The organism is Phycisphaerae bacterium (genome assembly GCA_019636475.1).
Lineage (GTDB): Bacteria > Planctomycetota > Phycisphaerae > UBA1845 > UTPLA1 > JADJRI01.
The window spans coordinates 221,220-243,450 of record JAHBXN010000006.1 but is presented as its reverse complement, the minus strand read 5'-3'; the positions used below and the strand labels follow the sequence as shown (position 1 = coordinate 243,450).

The 22,231-nt window shown below is 61.7% G+C and carries 22 protein-coding genes; 15 read left to right on the top strand and 7 right to left on the bottom strand.

The window, feature by feature from the left end; genetic code table 11:
- The first annotated feature begins 661 nt into the window (after positions 1-661).
- The 6 genes from KF841_11690 to KF841_11665 all read left to right on the top strand — a co-directional run bounded on the left by KF841_11690 (position 662) and on the right by KF841_11665 (position 7,516).
- Complete coding sequence (locus KF841_11690; GenBank protein MBX3396018.1) at positions 662-1,180, top strand: heavy-metal-associated domain-containing protein; 519 nt, start codon at positions 662-664, stop codon at positions 1,178-1,180.
- Positions 1,177-3,417, top strand: a complete 2,241-nt coding sequence (gene cadA, locus KF841_11685; GenBank protein MBX3396017.1) for a cadmium-translocating P-type ATPase — start codon at positions 1,177-1,179, stop codon at positions 3,415-3,417. Before KF841_11690 ends, cadA begins: the two co-directional genes overlap by 4 nt.
- Before the next feature lie 30 nt (positions 3,418-3,447).
- The gene (locus KF841_11680; protein ID MBX3396016.1) at positions 3,448-4,404 is read left to right on the top strand and encodes a bifunctional riboflavin kinase/FAD synthetase; all 957 of its coding nucleotides are present in this window, start codon (positions 3,448-3,450) and stop codon (positions 4,402-4,404) included.
- A gap of 101 nt (positions 4,405-4,505) precedes the next feature.
- Entirely contained in the window at positions 4,506-5,531 is a 1,026-nt protein-coding gene (locus KF841_11675) for a DHH family phosphoesterase (GenBank protein MBX3396015.1), read from the top strand.
- Between the two features lie 37 nt (positions 5,532-5,568).
- Complete coding sequence (locus KF841_11670) at positions 5,569-6,429, top strand: hypothetical protein (protein MBX3396014.1); 861 nt, start codon at positions 5,569-5,571, stop codon at positions 6,427-6,429.
- A gap of 124 nt (positions 6,430-6,553) precedes the next feature.
- Positions 6,554-7,516, top strand: coding sequence for a MoxR family ATPase (locus KF841_11665; protein MBX3396013.1), 963 nt, complete (start codon positions 6,554-6,556; stop codon positions 7,514-7,516).
- A gap of 45 nt (positions 7,517-7,561) precedes the next feature.
- On the opposite strand, the gene KF841_11660 is transcribed toward KF841_11665, so the two are convergent.
- Together KF841_11660 and KF841_11655 are read right to left on the bottom strand one after the other, a co-directional pair.
- Complete coding sequence (locus KF841_11660) at positions 7,562-8,863, bottom strand: YkgJ family cysteine cluster protein (protein MBX3396012.1); 1,302 nt, start codon at positions 8,861-8,863, stop codon at positions 7,562-7,564.
- Between the two features lie 65 nt (positions 8,864-8,928).
- Positions 8,929-10,080, bottom strand: coding sequence for a glycosyltransferase family 4 protein (locus KF841_11655; protein MBX3396011.1), 1,152 nt, complete (start codon positions 10,078-10,080; stop codon positions 8,929-8,931).
- A gap of 319 nt (positions 10,081-10,399) precedes the next feature.
- On the opposite strand from KF841_11655, the gene KF841_11650 reads away from it, so the two are divergent.
- Together KF841_11650 and infA are read left to right on the top strand one after the other, a co-directional pair.
- Positions 10,400-10,822 carry a dUTPase gene (locus KF841_11650; protein MBX3396010.1) on the top strand — a complete coding sequence of 141 codons (423 nt, stop codon included), beginning with the start codon at positions 10,400-10,402 and terminating at the stop codon, positions 10,820-10,822.
- Between the two features lie 297 nt (positions 10,823-11,119).
- Complete coding sequence (infA, locus tag KF841_11645; protein ID MBX3396009.1) at positions 11,120-11,344, top strand: translation initiation factor IF-1; 225 nt, start codon at positions 11,120-11,122, stop codon at positions 11,342-11,344.
- Between the two features lie 156 nt (positions 11,345-11,500).
- Here infA and KF841_11640 read toward each other — a convergent pair whose 3' ends face one another.
- Positions 11,501-12,148, bottom strand: coding sequence for a hypothetical protein (locus KF841_11640; protein MBX3396008.1), 648 nt, complete (start codon positions 12,146-12,148; stop codon positions 11,501-11,503).
- A gap of 126 nt (positions 12,149-12,274) precedes the next feature.
- Positions 12,275-12,943, bottom strand: a complete 669-nt coding sequence (locus KF841_11635) for a hypothetical protein (protein MBX3396007.1) — start codon at positions 12,941-12,943, stop codon at positions 12,275-12,277.
- A 536-nt stretch (positions 12,944-13,479) separates the two neighbouring features.
- Between KF841_11635 and KF841_11630 the strand changes: the two genes are divergently transcribed.
- Positions 13,480-14,802, top strand: coding sequence for a homoserine dehydrogenase (locus KF841_11630; GenBank protein MBX3396006.1), 1,323 nt, complete (start codon positions 13,480-13,482; stop codon positions 14,800-14,802).
- A gap of 9 nt (positions 14,803-14,811) precedes the next feature.
- Here KF841_11630 and KF841_11625 read toward each other — a convergent pair whose 3' ends face one another.
- The 3 genes from KF841_11625 to KF841_11615 all read right to left on the bottom strand — a co-directional run bounded on the left by KF841_11625 (position 14,812) and on the right by KF841_11615 (position 17,198).
- Positions 14,812-15,600, bottom strand: a complete 789-nt coding sequence (locus KF841_11625; GenBank protein MBX3396005.1) for a 16S rRNA (uracil(1498)-N(3))-methyltransferase — start codon at positions 15,598-15,600, stop codon at positions 14,812-14,814.
- Positions 15,601-15,698: 98 nt separating this feature from the next.
- Complete coding sequence (locus tag KF841_11620; protein MBX3396004.1) at positions 15,699-16,298, bottom strand: hypothetical protein; 600 nt, start codon at positions 16,296-16,298, stop codon at positions 15,699-15,701.
- A gap of 402 nt (positions 16,299-16,700) precedes the next feature.
- Positions 16,701-17,198 carry a DinB family protein gene (locus tag KF841_11615; GenBank protein MBX3396003.1) on the bottom strand — a complete coding sequence of 166 codons (498 nt, stop codon included), beginning with the start codon at positions 17,196-17,198 and terminating at the stop codon, positions 16,701-16,703.
- Between the two features lie 100 nt (positions 17,199-17,298).
- Between KF841_11615 and KF841_11610 the strand changes: the two genes are divergently transcribed.
- The 6 genes from KF841_11610 to KF841_11585 all read left to right on the top strand — a co-directional run bounded on the left by KF841_11610 (position 17,299) and on the right by KF841_11585 (position 22,224).
- Positions 17,299-17,577, top strand: a complete 279-nt coding sequence (locus tag KF841_11610) for a FeoB-associated Cys-rich membrane protein (protein MBX3396002.1) — start codon at positions 17,299-17,301, stop codon at positions 17,575-17,577.
- Complete coding sequence (locus tag KF841_11605; GenBank protein ID MBX3396001.1) at positions 17,564-18,295, top strand: SDR family oxidoreductase; 732 nt, start codon at positions 17,564-17,566, stop codon at positions 18,293-18,295. Before KF841_11610 ends, KF841_11605 begins: the two co-directional genes overlap by 14 nt.
- 80 nt (positions 18,296-18,375) lie before the next feature.
- A complete protein-coding gene (locus KF841_11600; GenBank protein ID MBX3396000.1) occupies positions 18,376-18,744 on the top strand; it encodes a hypothetical protein in 369 nt (122 codons plus the stop codon).
- A gap of 158 nt (positions 18,745-18,902) precedes the next feature.
- Positions 18,903-20,330 carry an efflux RND transporter periplasmic adaptor subunit gene (locus KF841_11595; GenBank protein ID MBX3395999.1) on the top strand — a complete coding sequence of 476 codons (1,428 nt, stop codon included), beginning with the start codon at positions 18,903-18,905 and terminating at the stop codon, positions 20,328-20,330.
- Between the two features lie 26 nt (positions 20,331-20,356).
- A complete protein-coding gene (locus KF841_11590) occupies positions 20,357-21,076 on the top strand; it encodes an ABC transporter ATP-binding protein (protein ID MBX3395998.1) in 720 nt (239 codons plus the stop codon).
- A gap of 89 nt (positions 21,077-21,165) precedes the next feature.
- Positions 21,166-22,224, top strand: coding sequence for an FtsX-like permease family protein (locus KF841_11585; GenBank protein MBX3395997.1), 1,059 nt, complete (start codon positions 21,166-21,168; stop codon positions 22,222-22,224).
- Positions 22,225-22,231: the final 7 nt, after the last annotated feature.

Sequence of the window (22,231 nt, the reverse complement as noted above, 5' to 3'; positions counted from 1 at the left end):
CAGGCGATGTCCAACATCGGTCGTGTCCTCGACGCACTCAAGCCGCCTCAATCGCCGATAATTGGCCTGGGGTTGGAGCAATCCGGACCCGATCTGAAGGACCGGCGACATCTGTTCGGCGCAGACGGTCTCGGCGGCCGTCCGCAGCCATCACCGACGTCGCAAACTCCCGAACACTTCGAGAGGGTGTACGAACGGGCCATTTCGGCCGCCCCGGGCGAACTGGTCATCGTCTGTCTCGGGCCGCCATCCAATCCGGCCGCCATCCTCGAAAGCACACCCGAGCTCCTGAGGAAAGTCCGACGAATTTTCCTCACGGGCGGCGCGGTTTGGTGTCGTGGCGATGTCAGCAATCATGTCGAGTTTAATTTTCATCGGGACCCGAAAGCCGCGGCACGCATTCTCGGTTCGCGCTTGCCGGTGTCCGTCGTGCCGCTCGATGTCACCAGCCTCGTCTGCCTGGATCAGTCGCACCTGGCACACCTCGCCGCCTGTGGCTACCGCACCGGCGAAGTCCCGGCCGCAATGCTCGAACACGCGCTCGAGTATGACGGCGAGCCGACTTACGGAAAGATTCATGTCGCTCCGGTTGTCACGCTCGGCAGCCTCATCTGGCCGGAACTGTTCATGAAAACACGCGCGCGACTGCAGGTCACCACCGATGGGCCGGAGGCCGGCCGCGTCAAACCCGCCATCGGCGGCGATAAAGCCGAGCAGGTCGATCTACTCACGGCGGTCAACGCGGCGGATTTGCTTGAAAACGTGCTCGAATCCATCTGCCACGAAGCATTCGTCGTCTGACCATCCTGTCGCGGGGTTTGGCGTTCCTCGCTTCGCATCACTAAACTTCTTAAGTGCTTTCGGGATCGATCGAGCAATTGCGCCGAGGATCAGTTCAACCGAAGGCAGAGGACGCCGCGTGAAACGATACACCCTCGACATCGTCGGAATGACCTGCGACCACTGTGTGACCATCGTTCGGAATGCCCTGGTTCAGGCCGGCGCAGCACAATGCGACATCACTCTCAGTGCCGGCCGGGCAGCCGTCGCGATTGAAGAATCCGCCACGACGATCGCCCGCCTCGTTGCCGCCGTTACGGCCGCCGGGTACACCGTCACAGGATTTCGCACGGTGAAAGATGCTTCCGCCGGAAGCGCCCCGACAGGAGCCACCGCTTGAGCATCGCTGGGCAGGAGTGCCAGCTTCGTATCATCGGCATGACCTGCGGCGCGTGCGCCGCTCGCGTGGAATCCGCGCTCCGACGAGTTCCCGGCATCCAGAGCGCGGCGGTGAATCTGCTCGCCGAGACGGCGGTCGTCGGCCTTCCGACCGATCAAGCGGGCCAGCCCGGCTCCACCGGCCAGGCATCAGCGGATCGAAATGCCGTGCAAGCCGCGCTCATCGAATCGGTCCGCGCCGCCGGTTACGACGCGGAAGTCATCGCGGGCGGGCGACAACTGCTTGACCACATGGCCAAAGGTGGCGACTCGCGGGAAACAATCCGGCGCCAGCGACAGGGAATGATCCAGGCCGTCGGACTCGCCCTGCCTGTCATGTTCCTCGACCACGGCATGCACTGGCTCTGGGGGCATTCTTTCGACAAGCAGATCACCGCCCGGTACATGCAGCTCATCCTGCTTGTCATGATGGCCCTGAGTCCGGGGGCCGCTCCCATCCTCGTCGGGGGCCTGCGCGCCGCGATCCACAGAGTCGGCAACATGGATTTGCTGGTGACATTGGGTGTGTGCGCGGCACTCTTGAGCAGCCTTTACGGAATCTTCATCGCCCACGATTCAGCCTTCATTCACATCGATGCGGCCGCGATGATTCTCTCACTCGTCTGTGTCGGAAGGTACCTCGAAGCCCGGGCCAAGGCCCGAACGGCGGACGCCCTTGCAGCCATCGCCCGGCGAGCGCCCCGCACCGCGCTGGTCCGGCGCGAAGGACAGTGGGTGGCCACGCCGGTCGAGAAGATCAGCACCGGCGACGAAATCAACGTACCGCCGACCGAACCGATTCCCGTCGACGGTGAAGTGATTGAGGGGGGGGCCGCCGTGGACGAGAGTCTCATGACCGGCGAGCCGATGCCTGTTCGCCGCGGACCGGGCGACCGGATTCTTGGCGGCTCGCAAGTGGTCGAGGGGCAGATCGTCGTTCGAGCGACGACGACCGGAGCACGATCGGCGCTCGGCAGAATCGTCGAACTGGTCCAGCAATCGCAGGCCAGTCGAACCGACTCGCAACGGCTGGCGGACCAGGTCGCAGGCGTGTTCGTACCCATCGTGGTCGCAGTCGCTGTTGCGACATTCGCCGGTTGGCTGTTCTTCGCCGGCGCCGCGCGCGCTGCCGATGCGGCTCAGGCAACAGCCGCGGTTCTGGTCGTGGCATGTCCTTGCGCCCTTGGACTGGCCACGCCGACGGTGGTGGCGGTCGCGACCGGCTTCGCAGCCCTTCGCGGCATCCTCGTTCGCGATGCCGCCACGCTCGAACGCGCTGGCGCGATCGAGCGCGTCATCTGGGACAAAACCGGAACGCTCACATCCGGCAGGCCGCATGTCGTTCACATGGCGCCGAAGGCCCCGATGAACGAATCACAATTGCTCCAATTGGCAGCCGGGGCCGAGCAATTCTCCTCCCATCCGCTGGCCAGCGCGATCGTCGCCGAAGCCCTGCGACGCGGACTGTCGCTCCCTGAGCCCGAGAAGTTCAACGTGATGCCCGGCCGAGGCGTTTCTGCGACAATCGACGGCCGCGAAATCCTTATTGGTAAAGGCGGAAATGATCGCGCCCACCAACTTCCGAGCACAAGCGATGCCGTCTCGGTTGTCGGCATCTGGGCGGATAAGGCACCGGTGGGGACAATCGAACTTCGCGATTCCATTCGCCCCTCCGCCCGAGCGGCGATCGAACGCCTTAAACGTCTTGGCATTCGGAGCGAGATGCTCACCGGCGATCGGCTGGCCGCCGCGCAGCACGTCGCCCGCGAACTGGGGATCGATGAAGTCGACCTCACGGCCGAGGTTACACCCGAAGGCAAAATCGAGCGCATCCGTGCGGCCAGGCAGAATGGCGACAAGGTCGCAATGGTTGGCGACGGGATCAATGATGCCGCGGCGCTCGCATCGGCCGATGTCGGGATCGCGTTTGCCGCAGGCGCTCAGACCGCATGCGACGCGGCGGGGATTCAGCTCGTCGGGTCCACCCCACAGCTCGTTGCCGATGCGGTGCAACTGGCCCGTGCCGCGCGACGAATCATCCGGCAGAATCTGGTCTGGGCATTCGCGTACAATGTCCTGATGATCCCGCTCGCGGCAGCCGGAAGGCTTTCACCGATGCTTGCCGCCGCCTCGATGATGGTCAGTTCGTTGACCGTGGTACTGAACGCCCTTCGGCTGCAGCGGCTTCGACTTGACTGATTGGCTGAAGACAACCAGAACCTGGCAGGTATGACACCCACAATCTTTCACGGCGTGGCCTCCATCGATCCCGTGTTTCGCGGCGCGGTGCTCGCGGTCGGTAATTTCGATGGGGTGCATCTGGGCCATCAACGCATTCTTCGCACCGCCCGCGCGCTGGCCCATGTCTCCAGTGCTGCGGTCATTGCCATGACGTTCGAGCCACACCCGGTCGAACTGCTCAGACCGGAGCAGGCCCCCAGGCGGCTATCGCCGTGGCACGAGAAAGCGCGCCAACTCGCAGCCGCCGGCGCCGATGCGGTCGTGCGCCTTGAAACGGATTGGCCGCTGCTGTCGCTCGAAGCCGAAGAATTCGTCCGGGAGATCCTCATCAAGCAGATTCATCCATCATACATCGTCGAGGGACCGGACTTCGGCTTTGGCCGCGGCAGAAAAGGCAACGTGGAAACGCTCCGACAGCTATCACCCAGAGGCGGATTTCAGGTCCACGTTGTCGAGCCATTCCAGATTCACATCGACGGCGACGACACCCCATGTCTCGTATCGAGCACCCTGATTCGCAAGCTGCTCTGTGCGGGAGATATCCCGCGCGCAACGGCGTGCCTCGGCCGGCCTTACACCCTCATCGGCACGATCATCCGAGGCGCCGGCGAAGGAAAATCGCTCGGTTTCCCAACCATCAATATCGACTTCGGCGAACAACTCGTCCCGCGCGAAGGCGTCTACGCCGGCACGGCTGAAATTGACGGACACGGAAAACCCGCCGCGATCAGCATCGGATACCGCCCCACGCTCGGCGGCGGAGGCACGCTGGCGGTCGAAGCGTTCATCCTCGATGATGCACGCGACACCTACGGCCGCACGGCGCGGCTGGATTTGACCGCGTTCATCCGTGAGCAGCGCCGATTTGAGAGCCGCGAGGCGCTCTCGGCCCAGATAGCGCGCGACGTCGCGGAAGTCAGGCGACTGGCAGAACCGCGGTCGTGAACCGCACCGGTTTTCTCGCAGCCGCCACCGGCGTGTGAAGCGCGGCCGATTCGCCGCCAGGTACAGTCGAATGCACGAAGCCACCAAATAAACGAGCCAAGATGTCAATCGATACGCAGCCCCGATCCATCGACGCCGCCGCGGCAGCAGACCGCCTCATCGGCGCATCCGAGATCATCATCACCACACACGCGCGCGCCGACGGAGACGCCATCGGCTCGGCCCTCGGAGCAGCCCGCGCCCTTCGGCTCGCGGGGAGAAACGCGCGGGCATATTTTCATGAACCGGTCCCGCCGCGATATTCCGATCTGCCTGATGCCCACACCGCGCTTGTCTGGCCCACAGGGGACCCGGAAGCCTTGCGTGCCGCATTCCAATCGGCCGACCTGCTGCTGATCGTCGATACCTGCGCGGCAGGCCAGCTCGACGGCATCGTGCCGGTTCTCGCCGAATCGTCTGTCCGGAAGCTCGCGATCGACCACCATGTGACTCGTGATCCGATCGTGGACGAAATCCTTGTGGACACGTCAGCCGGCGCCTGCACCCAGTTGATCGCCCGCGTCTGCGACGCCGCCGGTTGGCGCATCGATCCCGAGCTGGCGACACTCCTCTTTGCCGGACTTGCAACCGACACCGGCTGGTTCCGTCACTCAAACGCCGATGCCGTCGTCTTCGCGACGGCCGCCCGCCTCATCGAGGCCGGCGCCCGCGCCGATGTCCAGTATGAGCGACTCTATCTCACCGAGCCGCTCGCACGCGTTCGACTCATGGGCGCAGTCATGTCATCGTTCGAACTGCGCGCCCACGGCCGCCTCGCCGTCATTCGTGTCACACGGGAAATGCTCAGCCGCTGCGAGGCAAGCTCCGGCATGACCGAGGAAGTCATCAACGAAACGCATCGAACCGGATCAGTTATCGCAAGCGTCATGTTCGTCGAGCCGGAGACGCCGGACGAACCGGTAAGGGTCAGCTTCCGCGCCAAGCGCGATATAAATGTCGCGAAGGTGGCACAGAGATTCGGCGGCGGCGGACACGCATGCGCCGCCGGGGCAAAACTGCGAGAAACCTTCGACAACGCAGTCCGCCGCGTGGTCGAAGCGCTTGAGCACGAGCTTTCGAGTTCTTGACCCCGCCACCAACTCACGAGATGCTGATGCCACACCCATGAACCGGACGCCGACACACATTCCGATGAAAGGAAGGCTCGCCGAGCTACCAGCCGCCCTGAAACTGCTGCTCTCGATTTTTCTCGCCATCGTCGGCGGCGGCTACATCGTCGCGGTAGCCAATATCTACTATTCGCACGCCATGGCAGACGGCCGGCCCGGACTTTCCATGGATGACATTCGAGCGGTCTATTCCGGCATCGAGCTTTCTCGAACCACAGCGGATGCCGTGCCGTCCCGCATGCTCACGATGCTCCGCGGCGCGATGAGGCAATATGTCGAAGACGACGCGGATTTCGACACGCTCGAATCCTGGCTCAAAGCCGGCGGGACGCCCGACGGGCTCGAACAGGGCGAACCGGGCAAAACACCCAACCGCGCGATCATTCGAAACTGCCTCCGATGCCATGCCCGGAGTTCCGGCGAAGAAATCGCCGCACGGGCGCCATTCGGAACCGATGAGCTCACGGTCGACTGGGACATGATGAAGCCGCTACTGGCATCCGTCGAATCACAGACCGTCGAGCGCGCGCGGCTCGCCCCGCAATACAACCTGCCGCGTCTGATTCTCGTCAGCCATGTGCATATGCTCTCCATTCCCATGTTCACGCTTATCGTGGGACTGGCATTCTCAATGACCCGGTTTCCGAATCGTGCGGCCGCCTGGCTGATTCCGATGCCGATGTGCGCCCTCGTCCTGGATTTTGCCGGCTGGTGGCTTTCCCGATTAGGCGATCCCTTTGTCTTCCTCATCGCCGCCGGTGGTGGCTTGTTTGGTCTGGCGTTCGGCATTCAGATCGTCGTGACGCTTTTCGACCTCTGGTGGCCGATTCGACGTATAATGGAAACGCGGTCTTAGCGCGCGGGTGAGACAGAGGTGTCGCTCGCCGAATACCGCGCCCGATTCGGCCGCATGGTGCCTCGGACACAACATCAAAGTATGCCCCGCGCGACAACGCAGCGCGGGACGCGAGCGCAATCGTATGACCTCGACCATCACAAAAGAGCACGGACCGCTACTCGAACGACTTCAGTCACTCCGTGCCAACATCGAGTCCGTCTTCATCGGGAAGGAGGAAGCCGTCACGCAGATCCTCGTAGGCCTCTTTGCCCGCGGTCACGTGCTCATCGAGGATGTCCCCGGCGTCGGCAAGACCGTGCTCGCCAAGGCCGTCGCCCGCAGCATTGATTGCACGTTTTCGCGCGTCCAGATGACACCGGACCTGCTGCCGTCCGACATCCTCGGCGTGAGCGTGTATCACGAAGGATCTGGCGCATTTGTCTTCAAACATGGGCCGATCTTCGCCAATATCGTGCTGGCGGACGAAATCAATCGCACCACGCCGCGTTCCCAATCCGCCTTGCTCGAAGTCATGGACGAGGCACAGGTCAGCGTAGAGGGAAAGCCCGTGGCGCTCGAACGCCCCTTCATGGTCATTGCCACTCAGAATCCATTCGAGTTCGAGGGCACTTACTTCCTGCCGGAGAATCAGCTGGATCGCTTCATCTTGAGAATCCGCATCGGCTACCCCTCCCGCGAGGATGAACGCCAGATTCTGCGCGAACAGCCCGACCGCACCGCTCTCGAATCTCTTGAACCCGTAATGGGCGGCGCGGATGTCCTGGCCGTGCAGTCGCTCGTCGACCAGGTTCGCATCGACGACGCGCTCATGGACTATCTGCAGGACATCGTCGAAGCAACCCGGCGACACGATGCGATCGAAGTCGGCGTTTCGCCGCGCGGCGCGCTTTCGCTTCTTCGCGCGGCAAGGGCGTCCGCTTTGCTGCACCGGCGCGAATATGCCGTACCTGACGATTTCAAGCTGCTCGCTCGACCCGTTTTCGCCCATCGCATCGTGACCAAGTCCTATCTGCGCGAAGGGCACTCCGCGTCGGCCGACCAGATTCTCATGGAGATTCTGGAGAGCATCCCCGCTCCGAGCTGATTCGATTTCGCCCCGTCACCCCGGCCGCCGTGCGGGCCGGTCCGATCAGGTCGCGAATTTCGCCAGCAACCGGTCAATTCCGTTATCAGCCAGATAACGCACGCGAAGCCGCGCCGCCTTCGAACCGAGCTCCGGCAAGCGCCCGGCGCTGCGATCGATGATGCTGATGGCCCGTTGGACATCCGCCACGCCGAACAAGCCTCGTCCACTGGCCGCGGCGTTGCACCGCGCCAACCATCCGGCCGCCGCAACACTCAACAACAGAGCGATCAGTCCGTCCACAATCGGCCAACCGTAGTAGCCGCGCCCGAAAACCGTGCGGGCCTGCAGCCGGGCGACCAGATAGCGCGTCAGCAAATCGGCCGATTCGTTCATGCCGACGACTTGTGACGTCGCCGCTGCCGCCTGCTCAGATTGCATGGACTCAACGCCGGAGAAAGCTGCGACGCCGTCAATGCCGCGAAGCGCCGGTGTCATCCCCGTACCGCGTGTCATGATTCCGGCACGACCAAGCTGATTCCACCGCAGCTTCATCGCAGGAAGAAAACCTGAAAACATCTGCCGAAAAGTGATGTACTCGCAATGAGAAAAAACTGTCTGTCTCAGAAGGCGCATGCTCCGAGAACTCGGCTCGCCCGGTGGCTCGTCCCACTGGTCAGCCGCCAATTCCTGTATCCCGCCGCCCAGCATCACAACAAGCTCCGCCAGGGACTCTTCGTCGAGCCGGCCGAGTCTGGCTTCGCCGAGCGTGACGGCCAGTCGACACAAGCCGAACAACCGCTTCCCCATCGGGATCGAGGCGCGCTGAATCCATCGCTCAATCTGCGAGGAGAAGTCGTCGGCCGTCCGCGCCGAAACGCGCACACTGTGTGCCACTTCCACGGCATCACTGCCCGATGGCGCGGTGATGGCTCTGGAATTGAGCAACGCCTCGGCAACGAGCTTGACGTCGCTCTTGTGGGCTGCCAGCGCCAAACCCGAATTCGCCGCGACGGTCGGACAATCGTACCGCAGACCGACATGGAGCCTTTGCGGCCCGGCTTCAATTGTGAAAGGATACAACCGGCAGGCCAGCGGCTTCTGCGCCGCGCCGAATTCCGCATGGATGCGGCAGCGCCCGTCTTCGGCCAGAAACACGCATCCGCCCTCGGCCGCATGATTCAATACGAATGATCGCCCCTGCTGAACGTAGGGCGCCACCGGAAGCCTGCCGCCCCACTTCTGTGCGTCGATTCGCTCCCGATCGTCACGCGTTAGATGAACGACCAGTTCCCGGCAGCAGCGCGTGCAACCGCGGCATTCGAAATGCTGCTTCGGAATATCAGGCCAGATTATCGGCAGGTTCATGCCGGGAATGATAGCGTAAGCCCGATTGAAAAAGCACCGCCCGCGGCAGAACTTCCACCACGGCGCTAGTGCGACGACGGCGATGCACCAATCTGTATCGTCTGATGACGCACGGTCAGTTGCCGGTAGAGGCGAACGAATTCGCTCACCATGCGCGACACGGAATACAGCCTCGCCGCCGCCTCACGGGCATTCGCTGCCAGACGTCGAGCCTCGTCCCGTCGATGACACAGTCGTCGAATCGCGGCGGCAAGCTCGGTCTCGTCGGCGTTGGGAATCAGTATCGCGTTCTCCTGATGAACCAAGCCGTCACAGTAAACGCCCTGCGCCGCGATGATCGCGAGACCGGCTGCCATCGCATGGATCGGTTCCTCGCGAAAAGTGCCGATCGCTCGAGGCACGCAAAAAATGTCGGCCGCATCCAGCGCGGCATGCAAATGATCGAGCCGACCCGTGAACGTGACGTGTTCAACCATCTTGAGCGAAATCACAAGATGGCGAAGCGCCAGCTCGGCGGGACCCTTGCCCGAAATAATGACGAGAACCCGATCGCCCTCCTGAATAACCCGGGCGGCCGCACGAATCAGGACATCCGCGCCGCAGTCCAGCGTCAGCGCGCCTGCGAACACAATCGACGGCACATGGTCCGCGGTCTGAAACGCCGCGATTGCCGGATCGATCGCCACACTCGGACGAATCAGCTCAACGCGTTTTGACACAAGCGGTGTTAACTGTATGACATCCCGCAAACCGGCGGCGGGCACAACAAGCGCACTCGCGCGGTCGAGAGACTGAATGATGCGCGGCTGATGACGAAACGCCGACGAGGCAACATTCGACACAAATTCCGATCCCAGTCCCGATGCAATGTCCTGCGCCAGCGGTGCCGCCGTGATCGAGAGGGAGTGGACGACGATCGCGCTGCCGGCCGCACTGCCTTTCGCGGCCAGATGTTCGCGAATCTCACGAGTGACACGCGGCGATGTGAACCGGTCCAGCGGCCAACGGCGCCGGCAGTAAGTGACGGCTGCCGAAGGCCCGGCCACAAGTGATTCAGCCCGCGAACAATCGGGCAGCACGAGGATCGCATCGACCGACTCATCAAGCAGGCCGATCTGGAGGTAGCGAATGGCTGCGGGAAACCGATCAATGACCTCGTCATCGGCGATGAGGCAAAGCGTCAGGCGCGCTGATGTCCCTGAATTCTCGGACCCCACGGTTGATCGCTCCCGCCGATTGCCGATCTCCTACAGCCCGACGAACAAACCTGCCCGCGCCGACCTCCGCGAAACCGCCTTCGGCCCGGCTCACATTATACCGCTGATGACACCTTCATGCCGACATGGGCGGCCGTATGGCCACATGGCCACATCCGGCACCGCGCCGCACTCCGTCGGAATTGGCAGAGAACACCCAACGACCATTCGCAATCAGCCTGTATTGCGTGCGTTCTGCGGCAATCGACGCTATGCTGGGCAATCACTGCGGATAAGCCGCGAACCGACGGTTTCACACCCCATGCGGGATCGGACAACCATGCTCGACCAACTTTTTCGACATCAGGCGGAACTCAACCGGAGGATCGGATTCGATCCGGACAAACTACATGACAACTTCGACCCGAAGCTCGCCGGTGAATGGCTCAATAACTACATCATGGCGGCGGCCAACGAATTGGAGGAGCTTCGCGACTGCACCTACTGGAAGCACTGGTGCGCGGAAGCCAGGGACGGCCGGCGGTTCGAGTTACACGACCTGCAGAATGCCCGGGTCGAGGTGATTGACCTCCTGTTTTTCTGGATATCAATGGCCCAGTGCGTCGGCCTGAACGCCCGCGACGTGCTCGACCTCTATGAGCAGAAGCTCAAGATCAACCAGATGCGTCAGGACAATAACTACTCGATGGCCGGCAAGACCGAGGACGACAATAAGTCGATCACGCTGAAGCGAGATCAGTAACCCCGGCCGATCGGCCGCCGTCCTGAAACCGGACCGGCCGAAAATGCGCACCCATCGCACAATCGTCATCCCTCGCTTGTGAGTTGTCTTCGCGGAAACTACAATAGCGAGTCCTCGTTCGGATCGTCCCCGATATGGAATATCCGCGAGTCGGCCTGACAGCCTCCCCGCCGGCACGTCGGACGCAGGATGGCGGCCTATCGGCGCGGAATTCCGCGGCGGCAGGTTCCATTAAACGAAGAGCATAGAGGGTGTCCGACTGTCGGCGCCCGGAGAGGAGGTTTCTTCGGAGAATATATGGCCAGTACTGATGTCATCGAAGTCGAAGCAGACGTGATTCAAGCGCTACCCAACACCATGTTCCGGCTGGAGTTTGAGCACGAAGGCAAAAAACACCAGGTCCTTGGGCACATCTCGGGGCGACTGCGCAAGAACTTCATCCGCATACTGCCCGGCGACCGGGTACGCGTCGAACTCAGCCCCTACGACCTGACCCGCGGCCGAATCACTCGCCGGCTTTGACGCCCGACCCTATTCGAAGCTGATCATCCGCCACTTGCAGTCAAGCGCCCGCATCCCGTGGAAAAACGCTGAGGAAGATATCGATCCAGCGCGCCGGAACACTCACCGCATGAGGCGAGAGGTGACAGGCTATGAGCCGATTACGGATGGAGCAGTTCAGCCCGCAGCGGACTCAGAATCAGCAGCTAGTTTTTCGATGTGACGGATGAAGCCATCCAACATGATCTCCCAGCCCTGCAACGCTTCATCAAGCTCGTATCGAATCACGTCCGCCAGCGTCACATGATCGCGCGATTGAATCGCATCGCGAATGTCCCGCAATCGCTGATTCAGATCGCCGAGCCAGTCCAGTACATGCCGCCCGCCAAGCACCAGACGATCGAACTCAACTCCGACCAGCGCCCCGCCCCGGACAACCGCCTCGTGCATGTTCGACCACGCTTCCACGCACTGCGACAGGCCGCCCATCGCACCCGGCACATCGCCTGACGACAACCAGGCCGACACTTGCTTGATTGTGGAAAACGATTCGGCAAAAACCGCACGGGCCTGATTCAATGCCTCAATCACGGCGGAGTACGGCGAGCCGGAAATCAGCTCCACTTTTGAATAATTCGCATACGGCGCGGACAGGATCCCGCGAAGCCGCGATGGTTCCACTTCGGCCCCATTGCAGTAGATGCCGAGAATCAGTCGCCCGCTGCCGCTCAGGCGCGCCTTGGCAAGATCGATCGCATGACTGACGGTTGACCCGTCGGGCAACGCCGTGTCATTGATAAGGCATCCGTCGAGCAGCAGGGACATAGGTTTCCTTCGTCGAGTCGCGCCATGCGCCGGCAGGTCGCGCGCAGTTGGCCGTCGAATCTCAATTCAAGTCAACATTCGCCGCGCGGATATATTCCCGAGCCACTCCGGCCCGCAGTCCGGCAATCAGGCCGCAACGGCTCGAAGCAGCCAGATGATCGCAAGTGTGCAGACCGTCGTGATACACGCCGACGTCAGCATCAGTTCCCACCGAAACCGAGGCGCGCTTTTTTCACGAACGCCGTTGCCGAACGGGTCTTTCGGCATCCAGGTCAATTTCGCGGGCACAAGGCTTCCGCTGCCGATGCGCTTCGGTAAGCCGCCCTTCGAACCCGCCAGACGGGCAATGTCGCCACGAGGAGGCAATTCGGGCATCGGCCGCGCCACCGACACCGACGCCGAAGCCGGCGACGATATCGACTTGCCATCGGCTTGATCCATGGACCCGATACTGATCACTGGCTCCGCCGGCACCGCCACCGATGCCGCGCCTCGCGTGCGCGATCGGATTGTCGTCCGGCTTGAGCCGTCGGCGTATCGGCCGAACCGGGGCGGCAGCCGCAAATCAAGCATCGCCATCCGCGCGGAACGGCCTTCGGACACAATGATGTCCGACGAATCTCCTTCGCCACACTCAAGACGGTTCGAGCTGACGCTTGTTGAGTCGTTTGTGGTCAAGCGATCTGTCCGATTCAAGTTGGTCTCCGATGCGGCCAGGCCGCGCTCGTGTGTCTCGTCATGAGGGATTTCGATCGGCGACGACTGCGAATCAGTCGTTCGTACCCGCGCGTCCATTTCACACTCGGGCGGTCGCCCCAGAGGAACCGTCGGCGGGCTTATACTGGCCCGACAAGTACCACGCACTCCGTCAATCGGGCGTTGCTCGCCTTCCGGGCACCTCACCGGTTCCGCCCGGATCAACCCGACTGCTCCATCCGGCATCGGCCCGACATGACGCGGATGCCCAGGTGAATGCCCACCTGGCGACGAAACCGCCTCCGGGCATGAATCCGAGCAATTCACGCGCTCAAACGAAGTCGGGCGGTTCATGTCGGCCTCCTGCAAGCAGGACGTCAACGCCCGCGCCGGTGCGGGCGCTTAATGAATTATCGGCCGATGCGCAGACCAGACTTTATCGGAACTTGCCTATTTAAGATCATTATAGGCCAATGGTTAAATCTAAAATCGGATTTTGATACCACCTTGAGGAATCGAGGCTCCGCCATCTTCATCACTCATAAGTTGCGTTTGATCGACCGAATTAGACCTCTGGCGAGCGCAAATTCATCTCGAGTGGAAACGCCAAAAACGACGGAAACAAGGTTCTCGGCATGGATAGACGAGTCGGCGTTTCAATCCTCGGCTGCGGAGTGGTCGGCTCTGCCACGGCCGAAATGCTTCTGAGCGAGCGGAACGAACTGGCAGATCGAGTCGGGGTCGATCTTGAGGTTCGCTCCATTCTCGTTCGCAATCCTGATTTGAACCGCCCCGGCCTGATTCCGACCGAATTGTTCACCACGGAATTCAAGCATTCCCTTCACGATCCCGAAACCCAAATCATCGTCGAACTCATCGGCGGCGTGACGGCCGCGCGAGAGTTCACGCTCGCGGCGCTTCGCGCGGGAAAGGACGTCGTGACGGCGAACAAGGCCTTGCTCGCTTTGCACGGAGCAGAGGTCTTCGCCGCGGCACGCGCGTCCGGTCGCTGCATCGCATTCGAGGCGGCGGTCGGCGGCGGCATTCCACTGATCGAATCGATCCGCCGCGGACTTGCGGCCAATCAGATCGACGCGATCTATGGCATTCTCAACGGCACATCCAACTACATACTGACTCGCATGGGCGACGGAAAGGTGGCGTACGCGGATGCCCTTGCCGAAGCACAGAAGCTTGGTTTTGCGGAGGCCGACCCGAGCCTCGATGTCGAGGGGATCGACTCGGCCCACAAGCTCTGCGTGCTCGCATCCGTGGCAATGCGCGAGGCCTGCGACTTCAGCCAGATCACGCATCACGGCATCACGGATATCGAGGTGACGGATCTCGTGGCCGGCGAAGCACTGGGATATGTATGCCGCCTGCTCGCCATGGCCCGGCGTCACGACGCTGGCGTCACACTTTGCGTGCGGCCGATGTTCGTGCCCACGTCGCATCCGCTCGCGGGTGTTCGCGGTCCGTTCAACGCCGTCAGCATTTACGGTGACGCCGCGGGTCATGTGATGTTCTACGGCCGCGGCGCGGGTGGCAGACCAACCGCCAGCGCAGTAATTTCGGATATCGTCGAAGTCGCCTGCGGAAACACGGCACGCGTGTTTGAATCACGCAAAGACCTGCCCGATCGAACGCCGGCCGCACGGCATGCCGGCGGGGAAGACCGTGTCTCGGCGTTTTACCTTCGCGTCGGACTTCAGGACAAGCCCGGCGGCATGGCGGCGGTCGCCCAGTCCCTCGGCGATCAAGGTGTCAGCATTGCGTCACTCGTTCAGCATCAGCCGCACGAAACACACACCTCCGACGCGGTACCCGTTGTCGTCGTGACCCATCCGGCGAAAGAGCAAAGCGTCCGCGCCGCAATCCGAACCATGTCAAATGTGGACTATGTCGTCGGTCGAGTCGTCTGCATTCCGATTCTGGATGACGACGCCGCATCAGCGTAACGTTCGCGCTCAATCCGCGTGCTCTTCTTGGGTTCGCATGTGGATTGATCCACGCGGCCAAGCCCCGTCGTCCCGCATCACACCGGCGAATACAGCGGCGGTCGCAACTGCGGCGGTCTCGATCCGCAGAATGGATGGCGCCAGGCGCACACCAATCGCCCCCAGCGAAGCCAGCTCTGCGGATTCGGCCTCCGTGAAGCCACCCTCGGGCCCGATATAAACCATCACCTGAACCCGCGCGGCATGAGCCTCGCCGGCGCGAAGCCCCTCCAGCCGATCAACGAATGACTCCGCCGCAGGCGACGGATCGCCGAGTAAGAGCAGCCAACGTGAATCGGCCGCCTCGCCGATCGGCATCGGTCCGTCCACCGCCATTACGCGTGATAGACCGGCCTGTTTTGCGGCTTCGATCGCTTTGCGGCGCCAACGTTCGAGTTTGCCCGCGCCCGGAGTGACGGCTCCGCGCTCGGTGACGATGAGCCGGATCGCGGCAACACCAAGCTCAGCACATTTCTCAATCATCCAATCCGCACGTTCGCCCTTGGGCGCGGCAACCGCAAGAGTCAGCCCCGCCCATCCATCGTCCGCGAGACGGATCGGACCCGTCGGGCGCACAATGAGCCGTCCGCGATCCACCCGCTCGATTCGCCCGTCAACTTCAGCGCCGGTGCCGTCGAACACTACCACGGCATCGCCTGCCCGCATTCGCAGGACCCGCTCGGCGTGCGCAGCCTCACCCGCCTCGATCACGATCGAGTCATCGCCAAGCCGGGTAACCAGAAAGCGACGCGGACGCATGGCAATCCCTTAATCGCTCAAGACGACTGAAAATCGAAGCTGGATGGATGTCTCGCCGTGAAGAATTATAAAGGATGGCTTGTGCGCCAGAAATATCGTCAGCGACCGGCGCTCACTGCCGCGGCCTTCACGCGCGCCAGAAGCGCCTGCAACGCCATTCTCGACTCAACCGCCTGGAAACCGAAAAGCCGCATAAGCGACCGAGTAGCATCGGCTTCGCCCGCCTCACCGACCGTCAGCCAGAACTTTCCAAGCTGGGCCGGCACGGTCGGATCAGACTTGAGCGTGCGCGAGAAGAATCGCGTCGCGGTCGTGACACGATCCAGCGGCATGGCGAGCATGCGCGACAACTCCTGGGCGGCCTCCTCCAGCCGCGACTTTCGAACGAGTTCGACGAAGCGCGTGAAGATGCCGAAGGCCGCGGGGTCGCTTTGCGATTCCGAAGCCGGGACGGGCGGCACGGCGTACTCACCATTCGGAGGAGTGGCGAACTCGGCAAGGCCCGAAATCGCGCGATCGATCTCGCCGAGATTCCGGATCATCTCCGCCAGATCGGCCTGAGAGACGAGCGGATTGTTCGTGCGACTGGTGCCATTGAGGAGCTTTTCGCGATTCTCAACGATCACGCGTGCCATGCGATCAAGCAGGCGGCGGCGAAGAATCAGCAGAACTTCCAGCGCTTCATCTTGACGATTCACGAACATCCAGCTCCTGAGACAGTTCAGCCCCTCTGAGATATCGAAGGATCGGTCGCCCCGCTTCACGTCGAAATGGGCCGCCGACCGAAATCGGCCGTCCGATAAGCGGCGGCGCTCCCTTATTGTTTCGACCTGACTCGAACTGGCTCCTTCGTCGGCTCTATTCGAGCCGACACATCCTGCGCCGCCATCGTCCTTGAAGGCTTCGTTTGGAAATCCCCCATCCATGGCGATTGGGTTGTTACGAACACGGGCATGGCATGGTGCGTCCCATCCCGCGCGATTTCAACGACCCGGCGGATTCTATTCCGATTCTTTACGAATTGCGAACAATGCACCCCCCAGCGCCGACCAAATTGAGCCGAATCACGACTGTTACAGCACTTACATTCTCCGCACCAGCTAGCGCAAGGCAGCTTTCCCGAACGCGCGCCGCAACATAGCGATCTGCCCGGCATGAAACGTCTCGTGCATGGCCGCCATCGAAATCGCGCCGGCCTTGCTCGAAAACATCGGATGCGGCTCCGTGCCGGCGGGAGATTCGAGATCGGCCGCACTGAAATTCCGCACCATGTCGATTACCTCCCGCTGAGTGCGAACGAACAGAGATCGGATCTCGGAAATGGGCGGATATTTGGTGGAATCCGCAACCGGCGTTGAGCCGCGGCCAAACATCAATCGCGTGCCCTCGGGCAGCACCTCGTCCAACGGCCGACCAGCGCAACGATGATGCACCAGCCCGATTTGTGATGCTGCAAGATGACCGATCTGCCAGGCAATGTGGCCGGTCGGCGAGCAGGGCATCTCAAACCAGCGAGACTCTTCAATGTCAGCCAGCAGACTCTCCGTCCACTTTCTACCCATTACCAGGCGTTCAACCAGCAAATCCGTGATCGTCATGGTGCAATTCCCAAAGTGGGCTCGCCGCCGCGGAAACGCGCGCAGGCAGATCAAGCCGACTCGAACTCGCCATCGCCAAGGATTCTACTACAATCCGAACATGAGTGTGGAAACCGTTTTAGTCGGCCTGCTGGTGCTCGCGGCCGCCGCATATCTCGTGCGCTCGATCATACAGGCCGCACGCACCAGCAACGGGAGCTGCGGCGGCGGGTGCCGGTGTTCCGAAGCCTCGAAGGCGGCATCAGACCGGTTGGGTCGAATGCACGAATTGATACAGCTCGGCACGAATACACCAAACGCGGCCGAATCGCCTGACTCCCCCGCATCGATTCGACATCGCGTCCCGGTGAAGCGAGGTGACGAAAATGACGGCCGGTGATCCAGCGCATTTTCTTCAAGGCAGGACCGCCATCGTCACCGGCGCCGGTCGCGGCATCGGTCGAGCCATTGCCAAAAGACTGGCCGTCAGCGGCGTTAACGTCGTGATCACGTCGCGGACGGCGGATCAACTGGCGGAAACGCAGATGCTCATCGAGCGCGGCGGCGGACGCGTTTTCGCGCAAACAGCGGACGTCACCAACGCACAGGACGTCGAACGGCTCGTCGAACGAACGCTTGAACTGTTCGGGCCCGTGGATTTCCTGGTAAACAATGCAGGAGCCGCACCCCTCGCGCCCATCGAAGAGATGGAGCCCGCGATGTTCGAGCATATCCTGGCTTCAAACGTTCGATCAGTGTACCTCTGTTCGCGGGCAGTCTGGCCCATCATGCGAGAGAGCGGTGGCGGGACGATCGTGAATATCGCCTCTATTGCGGCCTTCGATCCGTTTCCGGGCTTTGCGGCGTACGGCGCCGCCAAGGCGTTCGTGGTTGCTTACACCCGCGGACTTGCGTCCGAAGGGGCTGAGCACGGAATACGTGTTTTTGCCGTTGCTCCCGGCGCTGTCGAAACGGACATGCTGCGTGGAGCATTTCCGGACTTCCCCGGCGACAAGTTGCTGTACCCCGACGACATCGCGACGATGGTGGAAGCCATGCTCTCGCCGACATTCCGCCACAGCAGCGGCCAGACCGTGACGGTGAGCAAGTCTACATAGCGGCTTAGGAACGTCCGGCAATTATCATCGCAACCGACTGGAAATCGGTCATTGCGAACGTTACCCTTGATAAGGGATTCATGAAGCAAACCGTCTTAAGTTGGAGCATGGTTTTACTCGTCGGGCTGGCTTGTCCGAGCGCGTGCGCCTTGGGCGCGCAGGGCGAGAAGAAAAGCGAGCCGGCCAAAGCGTGCTGCTGTCAGCATGACTCATCGCCGGAAATGCCGGTCCCCGCATCTGATTCAACAGACTGTTCCTGTTTCTGCTCCGGCCACGGAGTGCAGGCGACCAAGCCGGATTCGTTTCCGTCCGGAGAACGCGCCGACGCCATCGGCCTGCCTTCCAGCGCCCCGATGCGGATTGCAGCGGGATGTCATATCTGTGCCACTCGATTATCCCGGGCGATTCATCCGCCGGGCGCGAACCGAAGTCTTCCACTTCTGATTTGATCTCCCATATTCCCGAAACGTGATTCCATCGGCGACCGCCGGTCGGTCGCATTGGAACTGTGCAAAGGCATGGTGCGGATTGCTTCATTCCCGTTGAGGCGAACCCGCCGCCATTTCAATCTGTCGCACAATCGCTTTGCTCGACAAGGAATTCCAGCATGCCGGAATCAATGCTCCATTTGCTATCGCCCGCGGACGATAGCGCGGGCTCGTTGACAACGCACATTCCACCGCCACGGTCGAAATGGATGATCCGCTTGGCGATCCCGATGTTCATTTTTCTTGTGGCGGTCGCGCTCCTGGCACACACCGCGAGGGACGCACTGTCGCCCCCGTTGAATGTCTGGGTCGTTCCGGTGGCGCCGGCGCCAATCGACGACGGATCGCTGCGCAATCAATCGGCGGCGTCGCGTGTCTCAACATCGGACGACTGGGGCCCGCTGTTGGTTCAAGCGCCGGGATGGATAGAGGCTTCACCGTACGCTGTCAGTGTTGCGGCACTTGCCGAAGGGGTCATCAAGGAGGTTATCGTTCTCGAAGGCGACCGAGTCCAGGCCGGCCAGTTGATTGCACGAATGGTTGACGAAGATGCCCGATTGGCGGTTCGCAAGGCGGAGGCGGAACTCGCGTCGCTGCGCGCGGAAGCGGCGAGATCCGAATTCGACGCTCAGGCCGCCGAAGCGCGTGCGGCCGAACAGCGAGATCAACTCGACCGGGTTCGGATGCTCTCTGCGACTGGCGGCATTGCGGCCGGGGAGATCGCACAGTTGGAGTTTCGAACGCTCGCGGCGGAGAAAGAACTCGGAGCGGCCCGAGCGGCCGTCAAGGTTCAGGAGTCGGCGGTGATTCGGCAACTGATTGTGCTGGATGAACTTCAGCTTCAGCTATCACGAATGGAGATTCGCGCGCCGATCGACGGTGTCGTCCTGTCACGAACGATCGAACCCGGGACGCGCATTACGCTCGGGTCGCGTGGCCGGGACGAGAGCGCCGCGACGTCGGAACACTCCGCCGGCACGGTGGCGCGCCTTTACGATCCGGCTTCATTACAGGTTCGAGCCGAAATTCCAATTGCCGATGCCGCCAAGGTCCGCATCGGTGACCGCGCCCAGATTACGACGGAAGCCCTGCCGGACAAGAAATTACGCGGGACGGTGACACGCATATTGCACGAAGCAAACATTCAGCGAAACACCGTACAGGTGAAAATCGCACTTCATGATCCCGATCCGAATTTGAAGCCGGACATGCCGGCCCGCGTGCGGCTCCATCCAGCGGCCGCGACACCCGAAGGGACCGGGTCAGATGCGCAGGGAAAATTATCGGCGACGCAGCCTGGCCTGAGACGACTGGTTCCTGCGACGGTGTTATTCGATCGACAGGGCGACAGCGCTTTCGCATGGCGAGTCAACAGGACCGATGGGAGTGTAACGGTCGCCGAATCAACGCGTGTGCAACTTGGCGGCGAAACCAGTGATAACCTGATCGAAATTCGTGACGGCCTGCAAATCGGGGATCGCCTGATCGTGGATGCCCCGGCGGGCCTTCGTCACGGCGGACGAATCCGAATACTCGGCGAGAAATAAGCGCCCTGGGCGATGGAGGCAGTTTCATGGCATTGGTCGAGTGTCGCGGCGTCACGAAAACGTACGTCAAAGCAAACTCTGAAATCACACCGCTTCAACATCTGGATCTTGAGATCGAGCAGGGCGACTTTCTGGCCTTAATGGGGCCCTCCGGGAGCGGCAAGACGACTTTGTTGAATCTGATCGCGGGAATCGATCGTCCGAGCCGCGGTGAGTTGCGCATTAACGGCGAAAACATCGCTGGAATGTCGAGGTCGCGCCTCGCGGACTGGCGAAGCACTCATATTGGTTACATCTTCCAGCTTTACAACCTCGTACCCGTCCTGACCGCTTATGAAAATGTCGAACTGCCGCTGCTGTTACACCGGCACACCCGTGCGGAACGCCATCAGCGCGTATCGACCGCCCTGACGCTCGTCGGCATCGCCGATCGTCACGATCATTACCCAAGGCAACTCTCCGGCGGACAAGAACAGCGCGTGGCAATCGCCCGTGCGATCGTGGCCAATCCCAGGATCATCGTGGCGGACGAGCCAACCGGCGATCTGGACGGCGAATCGGCCGCAGCGATCATGCAGTTGCTGGGTCGTTTGAATCGGGAGCTTGGCAAAACACTTATCATGGTGACCCATGATTCGACGGTCGCGTCGCATGCCGGGCGTAGATTGCACCTCGAGAAGGGGCGACTGATCGAATCCGGCGTAACGGATTCAGCCGTCGACGGTCAGATCGGAGTGCAGAAGTGATTGCACCACGATTCATTCCGATCGTCTGGAAACAGGTGGTTCGCCACAGGACGCGCACATTGCTGACAACCGCCGGCGTCGCCGTTGCGATGTTTCTATTCGTTGCCGTGCAGTCCTTGCAGGAGGGCATTCGCAACGCGACCGAAGTCACCGCGACGGATCGGACGCTTGTCGTGTATCGGGAGAATCGATACTGCCCGGCGACAAGCCGATTGCCGGAACACTACGCGGAGCGAATCTCGCGGATCGACGGAGTGACGGCGGTCGTGCCGATCAAGGTCGTGGTAAACAACTGTGCCACAAGCCTCGATGTGGTGACGTTTCGTGGAATCCCGAGCGAAACCGTAAGCCTGCTTGCACCGAATTGGCATATGCTGGCCGGTTCCATGGACGACTGGCAAAAACGGTCCGACGCGGCACTGGTTGGCGAGAATCTTGCTAGCCGTCGAGGCTTCAAGGTTGGTCAGACTTTCAATTCTGCCGGCGTGTCGGTGACGGTCGCGGGCATCTTCCGGTCGTCGGAAGCCCAGGATCAGAACGCAGCCTATGTCCATCTGCCGTTCCTGCAGCAGGTTGCCGCGAAGGCGGGTATCGGCATTGTGACCCAATTCAATGTCCGGGTGAGCGACCCGACTCGCCTCGAGGAAATCGCCGCGAACATCGACGCGGACTTCCGCACAGAGGCCGAACCAACGCAAACACGAACTGAAAAGGCCTTCGTGGCGCAGGCCGGCTCGGACATCGTCGAGATTATCGCCTTCACGCGCTATCTGGGCCTCGGATGTCTCTCAGCGGTACTGGGATTGGTCGCGAATGCGATTGTGCTGGGCGTCCAGGACCGGATCAAGGAACATGCCGTCCTCCAGACACTGGGATTCCGCAGCGGATTGATCGCCAGGCTCATTATCGCGGAGGGAATGCTGATGGGAGTGCTCGGCGGCGGTCTCGGCACCTTCCTGGCGGTGTCCATGGTGTCGTGGGGAAATTTCAGTATCTCCAATGAAGGTCAAAGTGTACCGATCTCCGCAAGCCCGGCGATGTTCGCCATCGGCTTCCTCATGTCGGCCGGCGTAGGCGTCGCGGCCGGACTCGTGCCCGCGTGGCGTGCGTCGCGTCGGGAAATCGCCCACTGCTTTCGAGCGATCTGAAGGAGTC